This window comes from Paraclostridium sp. MRS3W1, assembly GCF_032465715.1.
Lineage (GTDB): Bacteria > Bacillota > Clostridia > Peptostreptococcales > Peptostreptococcaceae > Paraclostridium > Paraclostridium dentum.
Window position 1 is genome coordinate 40,070 of record NZ_JAWDJM010000037.1, and the last position, 7,892, is coordinate 47,961.

Here is a 7,892-nt window from a genome sequence, read left to right on the forward strand (position 1 = left end):
AATTCTATTAACGGCTTTGAAAGGAAAGTATATGGGGAAAATTAGTTTATTTAATAAATTTAATATATTTGTATTACTTAATATGTTACTATTTGTATATTCAACATTAAATATAAATGCAAATAGTAATAATATAACATTTAATGATTTTAATATAGATCAAGGCATAAGCCAAACAACCATAGAATCTATTTTTCAAGATAGTAAAGGGTATGTGTGGTTAGGTACAAATGATGGATTAAATAAATTTAATGGATATGATTTTAAAGTTTATAATTATGAAGAAGATGAAAATAGTATTAGCAATAACTTTATAACAGATATAAATGAAGATAAAGATGAAAATATATGGATAGCTACTATAGATGGTGTAAATAAATTAGATCAAAAAAATGGAAAGTTTACAAATTATTTAAAGGAAAATAATTTGATTTCAAGTGGAAACGCAACGGATATACTAATTACAAAAGATAATAAAATATTAGTTACAACAGATGATGGATTAAACATATACAATTCTAAAAAAGACAGATTTGATAGAGTTTTGTCTAAAAAAAATGATTTAATAAGTCAGTTTATATATTGTATTGATGAAGATAAAGAAGGTAACTTTTGGTTAGGAACGAAGTTAGGAGTTAGTAAAATATCTAAAGATTTTAAAGTTATTAAAAATTTTAATATAGATAAGAATGATATGAGCAAAAACGAAATTTATAATGTTTTTTGTGATTATGAAGCTGGATATACATGGGTTGGAAGTGCAAACTCAGGTCTATACAAGGTAAATATTAAAACAAATGAAATAACCAACTATAAATGTGATCCTTTTGATGAAAATTCAATTCCTTGCTACTCAATTGGAGCAATAAAAAAAGATAGCAAAGGTAACTTGTGGATTGGAACATCTAAGGGACTTGCACTTTATAACGAGAAAGACGATAATTTTGAGGTATACACTCATAAAATATATGATAAAAATAGTTTAGTTAACAATGATGTTAAGAGTTTAATGGAAGACAGCAATGGTCTTATATGGGTAGGTACATATGCTGGTTTAAGTGTGTTTGATACTGAAAGTAAAATCAAACATTATAAGGCAGGCCAAGATAAAGATTATTTGTTGAGCGAAAATATAGTTCATGGTATATATGAAGATAGGGATGGGAATTTGTGGGTAGGTACAAATTCAAAAGGTGTAAACATAATAGATAAAAAAAGGAATAAATCTGTATATTTAAACACTAAAACAGAAAAAAAATTTATAAATGATTCTGTAAATGACATAACTGGAAAAGGAAATCAAATATATATAGCTACTGACGGAGGTCTTATAGAAGTAAACAAGTCTAACAATGAGATAAGTCATTATGGAGTAGTAGATGGATTAGTTAATGATAGAATAAAAGATATTTTGCTAGATAGCAAAGGTTACTTGTGGATGGGGACTGCAGATGGAGTTAGCATATTAGATACTAAAACAAAAAAATTTATAGATATAAATAAGTACATAAATAAGGGTCAAGATAAAAATAAATATGTAAGATCTATATTTGAAGATAGCGAAGGGAATTATTACTTAGGATTTTTAAGAGATGATGGTTTGTGTAAAATAGACCCTAAAAACAAAACTATAAAGATTTATAAAAATAATAAGCAAGATAAATATAGCTTAAGTAATAACTACATAAGATATATAAATGAAGACAGTCACGGAAATATTTGGATAGGAACTAGCTATGGATTAAACAAATTTGATAAAGAGACTGAAAAATTTGAAAGATATACTACTAAAGATGGTATAGCTAATAATACTATTTATGGTGTTTTAGTAGATGATGAAGATGATGTATGGATAAGTACTAATAAAGGAATATCAAAAATCAATAGTTTAAATAATAAAGTACAAAATTTTAGTGTAACAGATGGACTTCAAGGGAATGAATTTAATGGAAATGCAGCATACAAAAGTAAGAGTGGAGAACTTTTCTTTGGGGGCGTAAATGGGTTGAACTCATTTTTTCCAGAAAAAATTATAAAATCAGATAAAAAGCCTAAAATATTATTTGATACGTTTATTGTAAACAACAAGGAATATAACAATATAAATGAAATGAAATTTAGCGAGAGTACAGACACTATAACTATTAAATTTTTTACTCCAGATTACTCAAATTATAAAAATACAACATATGAATATAACTTAGATGGAAGTAGTGGAGATGCAGTTAGAACAAAAGATAATTATGTAACTTATAATGATTTACCTCCAGGTAAATATAGATTTAGAGTTAAAGCTATTGATACAAGTGGAAATGTAAGTGATGAAAATTATGTAACATTTACTATAAAACCTCCAATATGGTTAAGTTGGTATGCAGTAATTATATATATATTAATAGGACTTGGACTTATAGCTAATCACAATCGTAAGATGAAAAAATTAGATAAATTAGTTCAAAAGAAAACTTTAAGATTAAGAGAAGAGATGGAAAAAAATAATATTTTATTAAAAAGAAATATAAAATTAGAACAAAATAAGAATAGCTATTTTGTTAACTTATCTCATGAGCTTAGAACTCCTCTTAATGTAATAAGTAGTACTAATCAATTGATTTTAGGATTACTGAAAAAAGATGGACATATAAAAGAAGAAAATTTAAGTCATCATATAGATGTGTCGCAAAAAAACTGTAAAAGACTTTTAAATTTAATCAATAATATCGTAGATAGTGCTAAGTTGCAAAATGATATGTACATGGTAACTTTAGAAGAAACAGATATAGTCTATCTAGTTGAAGAAACAGCATTGACTTTAAAAGATTATGTAAGCACTAAGGGAATTGAACTAATTATTGACCCAGAAATAGAAGAAAAGCTTATAAGATGTGATAAATATGAAATTGAAAGATGTGTTGTTAACTTAGTAGGAAATGCGGCTAAATTTACACCAGAAGGTGGTAGTATAACTATAACTATAAAAGATTTAGAAGAAAAAGTTATGATAAGTGTTTTAGATACAGGTGTAGGAATAGAGGAAAAATATCATAAGCTTATATTTGATAGGTTTAACCAAGTTTTAGAGGAAAATAACAAGGTAAAGTGTGGAAGTGGATTAGGACTTACTATAACTAGTCAAATAGTTAAGTTACATAAAGGTGAAATATATGTTGAAAGTAAAATTGGTAAAGGGAGTAATTTTGTTATAATACTTCCTGTAAATCCTAATGAATACAATTCTAAAAGTGAAAATATATAAACTCTTAAAATGGTGAATATCAAAAGGTATTCGCCATTTTTGTAAAAAAAAGCAAAAAAATATTTACAAGTTTATGAAATTATGATATATTATTTACATAAGTTAATGAAATACGGAGAGGTGTCCGAGTGGTTTAAGGAGCTGGTCTTGAAAACCAGTGACTCCGAAAGGGGCCGTGGGTTCGAATCCCACCCTCTCCGCCAGTTTTAAAAGTACCTGAGCTTTAAGGTGCTTTTTTTGTATTTATAAAACTATATATTTGAATATTCTTTATTATAAAACATAAAATAATTAAAATTAAGAATGTAAGAGAGGTATATAGATATGAGAAAAAAAGAGAATAATGACACTAAGAAAAATATAGAAGAAGTAACAATGTACGAAAATATGAATTTTAATGATATAGATAGTTTAAGTGGAGATTTAGATAATACTCTTACAAATTTATTTTTATCTTTAAATTCGGATAACATTAAGAAGAAAACTAAAAAACATAAATAAAAATATATAAGACCTGTAAATGCAGGTCTTATATATTTTAAAATCGAAGGTAGGTGAAAGTATGAAAGTAAGTACAATTAAGACTATTATTTTAAATAACACAGAAAAAAATAGACATAACTCTGGAGTTGCAATTTACAAAAATAACTTAGTGAGTGAGAGCTATATAAAAAAAGAAAATGATAATATAAATTTTTATGCTGTAGTTGGGAATGAAATGTTTAATGAAAAAAATAATTCTTTAATAACTATAAGTGAAAAAACTAATAGAATAGTTTCAACTAGCTGTGATTGTAATGATTGGTTAAATAAAAGTATGGAAAGTAATACATTTGTCTGTAAGCATATAGTTGCAGCTATTTATAAGGGCATAGATGATATTACAAACAAGAAGAACAATATAAAAAGCACTCAAAATAAACTTAATAATGAAGTATCGTATGCTAGGGCTAAAGTAACATATAAGTTTGATTTGGATGAAGATAATAATTTGAGATTTTCTTTTAATATAGGAAATCTAAATAGAAAAAGATATAATGAGATATTTAGTGCATACAAAGAAAATAAACGCCTATATAGATTGAAAGAATCTATATACTTGGATTTACATAATAAAGATATACAGGAATTATTAGAACTTATTGATACGTTAGGAATTCCAGTTGAAGCGGATGATTTTAAAGTTGAAAATAGTAAACTTTTATATATAGATAATTATATAAAAGAAAATAAACTTAATTTTATATCAGGAAAAGAATACATAGATAAAATAATGTCTGGATTTAATGAAAAAATAAATTGTGAGATTTCGCAAAATATTAAAAATATATTAAGAGAATATCAATTAGAAGGTGTTAATTGGTTTAATAGTATTAGTAACTATAACTTTGGAGGGATTTTAGCGGATGAAATGGGTCTTGGAAAGACACTACAAACAATTACGTTTATTAGTAGTCAAAAAAATTCGAAGAATATAGTAGTAACACCTACATCACTTATACATAACTGGAAAAATGAAATTGATAAGTTTGCTTCAAATTTGAAGGTAGGAATAGCATATGGGGATAAAAAATCAAGAGAATTAATAATTGAAAATTATAGAGATTATGATGTAGTTCTAACTACTTATTCTACAATTAGGAATGATTTTGAAAAGTATAAAAACAAAAAATTTGACTATATGTTCATAGATGAAGCGCAAAATATAAAAAATCCAGATGCTATAGTAACTAAATCTATAAAGAGCATTAGCTCTAATGCTAAGTTTGCCTTAACAGGGACTCCTTTAGAAAATAACTTATTAGAACTTTGGTCTATATTTGATTTTATAATGCCTGGGTATTTATATGATAAAAAGGAGTTTCAAAATAAATTTGTAGACGGTGATATTAAAAAATTAAAAAAATTAATAAAACCTTTTATATTAAGAAGAACAAAAAAAGAAGTTGTAAAGGAATTACCAGACAAAATAGAAAAGAAATTTATTGTAGAATTAAATAAGGAACAAAAGAAAATATATGATATTTACAATAAAAATGTAATAGAAAAATTAGAAAATGTTAAATATGAAAATGATAAAATAACAATATTTTCATATTTAACTAAACTGAGACAATTATGTCTTCATCCTAAGACCTTACTAAAAGACTATACTGGTAAAAGTTCTAAAATTGATATTTGTATAGAAATTTTAAATGAAGCTATTTTAAATGGTAGAAAGGTATTATTATTTTCTCAGTTTACAAGTGTTTTAAGATTGATAGAAGAAGAACTTAAAAATAAGAATATAAAATCTATGTATTTAGATGGAAAAACTAATTCTAAAGATCGTATAAATTTAGTTAATGAATTTAATGAAAATAAAAATATTAATGTTTTTTTAATATCTTTAAAAGCTGGAGGAACAGGATTAAATTTAACTAGTGCTGATATGGTTATACATTTTGACCCATGGTGGAATTTAGCCGTAGAAAATCAAGCAAGTGATAGAGCTCATAGGATAGGTCAAAAAAATGTAGTTGAAGTGATAAAGTTAATATCAAAAGATACAATAGAGGAAAAGATTATTTTATTACAAGAAAATAAAAAGGATATGATTGATAATATTATTGACGATAGTTTATCTAATTCTACGAATTTAAAAGGATTAAGCAAAAAAGACTTAATAGAATTATTCAAATAGAAGTGATGTAACAAAAAGCCAAAAAACTACATATTATTGTATAAGTAGATAAAACTACTTACACAATAATATGGGAGATGTTTAAAAAATGGCAAAAAAGAAGGTAGAAGATAATATAAAAAAAGTAACAAAACCGGTAACAGATGTAGGTAAAGAAGTTTTAAATGGAGCTGGAAATATAGGGAAAGAAACTATAAATACAGGATTAAATGTAGGAAAAGATGTTTTAAATGGAGTTGGAAACATAGCTAAAGAAACTATAAATACAGGAGTAAATGTAGGTAAAAAAGTTAAAGATAACATTAAAGGAAAATAGATACACTAAAGGGAGTTTTATACTCCCTTTTATTGTGTAAATATTGGAATTAGCACGATATTACATAAAACGACAAAAGAATGAGTTATAATAATCAAGCACAATATAAATCAGAAAGGAGAATTAAAAGTGGGGAATAAAATGGAATTACTAAAAAGTTCTTATGAATTATTATTAGAGGCTGATGAGGTGTTAAGATCCAATTTTGATTATGAAAGTATTTTGGAAAATAGTTTTATAGATGAGGACCAAGAAGTTATTTTTACAAAAGATACATTTGGAAAATACATACAATATGATATTAGTGATTGTTATACTCCTTTAATAAAAGCTTTAAAAACTTATAGATGTAAGGAAATAAGTGATATTTATAAAGAGTTAAAAAAAATAAGTATAGAGGCAGAAATATTTTGCTAAATGATAAAAATAACTAAGGCTATAATGAATGTTATAAAGTCTTAGTTATTTTTGTTATTTAAAATAATGAATAGAGAAGTTATAGTTAAATATGATATAATAATTAGACATGAATATAAATAATATGATAAAAATTTATATAAAAATAAAAAATATTGAGGGTATTTGGTATGAGTAAAGTAACTATAAAAGAAGTTGCAAAAGAGGCAGGAGTTGCAACTTCTACCGTGTCTAGAGTTTTGTCTAATAATCCTAAAATCAGTGAAGAAACTAAAGCTAAAGTCAATGAAGCAGTAGAAAGGTTAAATTATAAACCCAATGCAATTGCAAGGAGTCTTGCAAATAACAAAACAAAAATATTGGGGGTAGTTTTACCAAGTGAAGCAGATGACTTACTTACAAATCCATTTTTTATAAATGCCATGAAGGGGATGAGTATTTATGCACAAAATAAAAACTATTATATTACATATGTGTTTGCAAAAGATGGTAAAAATGAGTTTGAAAGTATAAAAGAAATTACTAATACGAACTTAATTGAAGGAATTATACTTCTAAGAGTAAATGAAAATGATGAAAGCATTAAGTTTTTAAATACTATAGAATTTCCTTTTGTAGCAATCGGAAGGCCCGAAAAAACAGAAGATGTATTGTGGGTGGATAACGATAATTTTCAAGCTATGTATAATGTAGTGAATAGGCTTATTCAAAAAGGTCATAAAAAAATAGGATTTATAGGAGCTATAAAAACTTTAAATATGTCAAAAGACAGATTGAAAGGATATAAAATGGCTTTGGAAGTGAATGGATTAAATTATGATGAAGAGTTAGTTATACATAAACAATTTTTTAAAGAAAATACAGGATATGTTGGAGCTGAAGAATTGCTAAGTAAACACGAGGTTACAGCTATTGTAACTACAGATGATTTATTAGCATTTGGAGTGTCTCAGTTGCTAAATGAAAAAAGATTAGAAAAAATATCATTAGTTGGATTTAATAATATCCAACTTTCAAAATACCAGACACCACCATTAGCATCTGTAGACATAAATGCAGATGAGCTAGGATACTATGCTGCAAAACTGCTTATTGAAAAATTAGAAAATGAAGACATAGTAAATACCCACTACATAGTAAATACAGAGTTTATAGAAAGAGAATCTTTTAAATAAATTATATATAGAATGTTTAAGGTTGTCTTAAACTATTCTATATAT

Annotated in this window: 6 protein-coding genes and 1 tRNA gene; all 7 read left to right on the forward strand. The window is 25.5% G+C overall.

All coding sequences use genetic code 11. The features are described 5' to 3' along the window. Positions 1-31: 31 nt before the first annotated feature. Entirely contained in the window at positions 32-3,256 is a 3,225-nt protein-coding gene (locus RWY47_RS03065; RefSeq protein WP_224171084.1) for a ligand-binding sensor domain-containing protein, read from the forward strand. Positions 3,257-3,370: 114 nt separating this feature from the next. Continuing rightward, positions 3,371-3,459, forward strand: a tRNA-Ser gene (locus RWY47_RS03070). Between the two features lie 121 nt (positions 3,460-3,580). Continuing rightward, a complete protein-coding gene (locus RWY47_RS03075) occupies positions 3,581-3,757 on the forward strand; it encodes a hypothetical protein (protein ID WP_167402816.1) in 177 nt (58 codons plus the stop codon). A gap of 61 nt (positions 3,758-3,818) precedes the next feature. Then, the gene (locus RWY47_RS03080; protein WP_316030231.1) at positions 3,819-5,939 is read left to right on the forward strand and encodes a DEAD/DEAH box helicase; all 2,121 of its coding nucleotides are present in this window, start codon (positions 3,819-3,821) and stop codon (positions 5,937-5,939) included. Between the two features lie 88 nt (positions 5,940-6,027). Then, positions 6,028-6,255, forward strand: a complete 228-nt coding sequence (locus RWY47_RS03085) for a hypothetical protein (RefSeq protein ID WP_206198392.1) — start codon at positions 6,028-6,030, stop codon at positions 6,253-6,255. A gap of 129 nt (positions 6,256-6,384) precedes the next feature. Continuing rightward, positions 6,385-6,672: a hypothetical protein gene (locus RWY47_RS03090; RefSeq protein ID WP_206622139.1), complete on the forward strand. Its 288-nt coding sequence runs from the start codon at positions 6,385-6,387 to the stop codon at positions 6,670-6,672. A 170-nt stretch (positions 6,673-6,842) separates the two neighbouring features. Then, entirely contained in the window at positions 6,843-7,847 is a 1,005-nt protein-coding gene (locus tag RWY47_RS03095; protein ID WP_150842536.1) for a LacI family DNA-binding transcriptional regulator, read from the forward strand. Positions 7,848-7,892 lie beyond the last annotated feature (45 nt).

Bases quoted from the DNA above. Each gene is read 5' to 3' on its own strand.
- RWY47_RS03075 (WP_167402816.1), top strand. From the start codon at position 3,581: ATGAGAAAAAAAGAGAATAATGACACTAAGAAAAATATAGAAGAAGTA.
- RWY47_RS03080 (WP_316030231.1), top strand. From the start codon at position 3,819: ATGAAAGTAAGTACAATTAAGACTATTATTTTAAATAACACAGAAAAA.
- RWY47_RS03095 (WP_150842536.1), top strand. From the start codon at position 6,843: ATGAGTAAAGTAACTATAAAAGAAGTTGCAAAAGAGGCAGGAGTTGCA.
- RWY47_RS03085 (WP_206198392.1), top strand. From the start codon at position 6,028: ATGGCAAAAAAGAAGGTAGAAGATAATATAAAAAAAGTAACAAAACCG.
- RWY47_RS03065 (WP_224171084.1), top strand. From the start codon at position 32: ATGGGGAAAATTAGTTTATTTAATAAATTTAATATATTTGTATTACTT.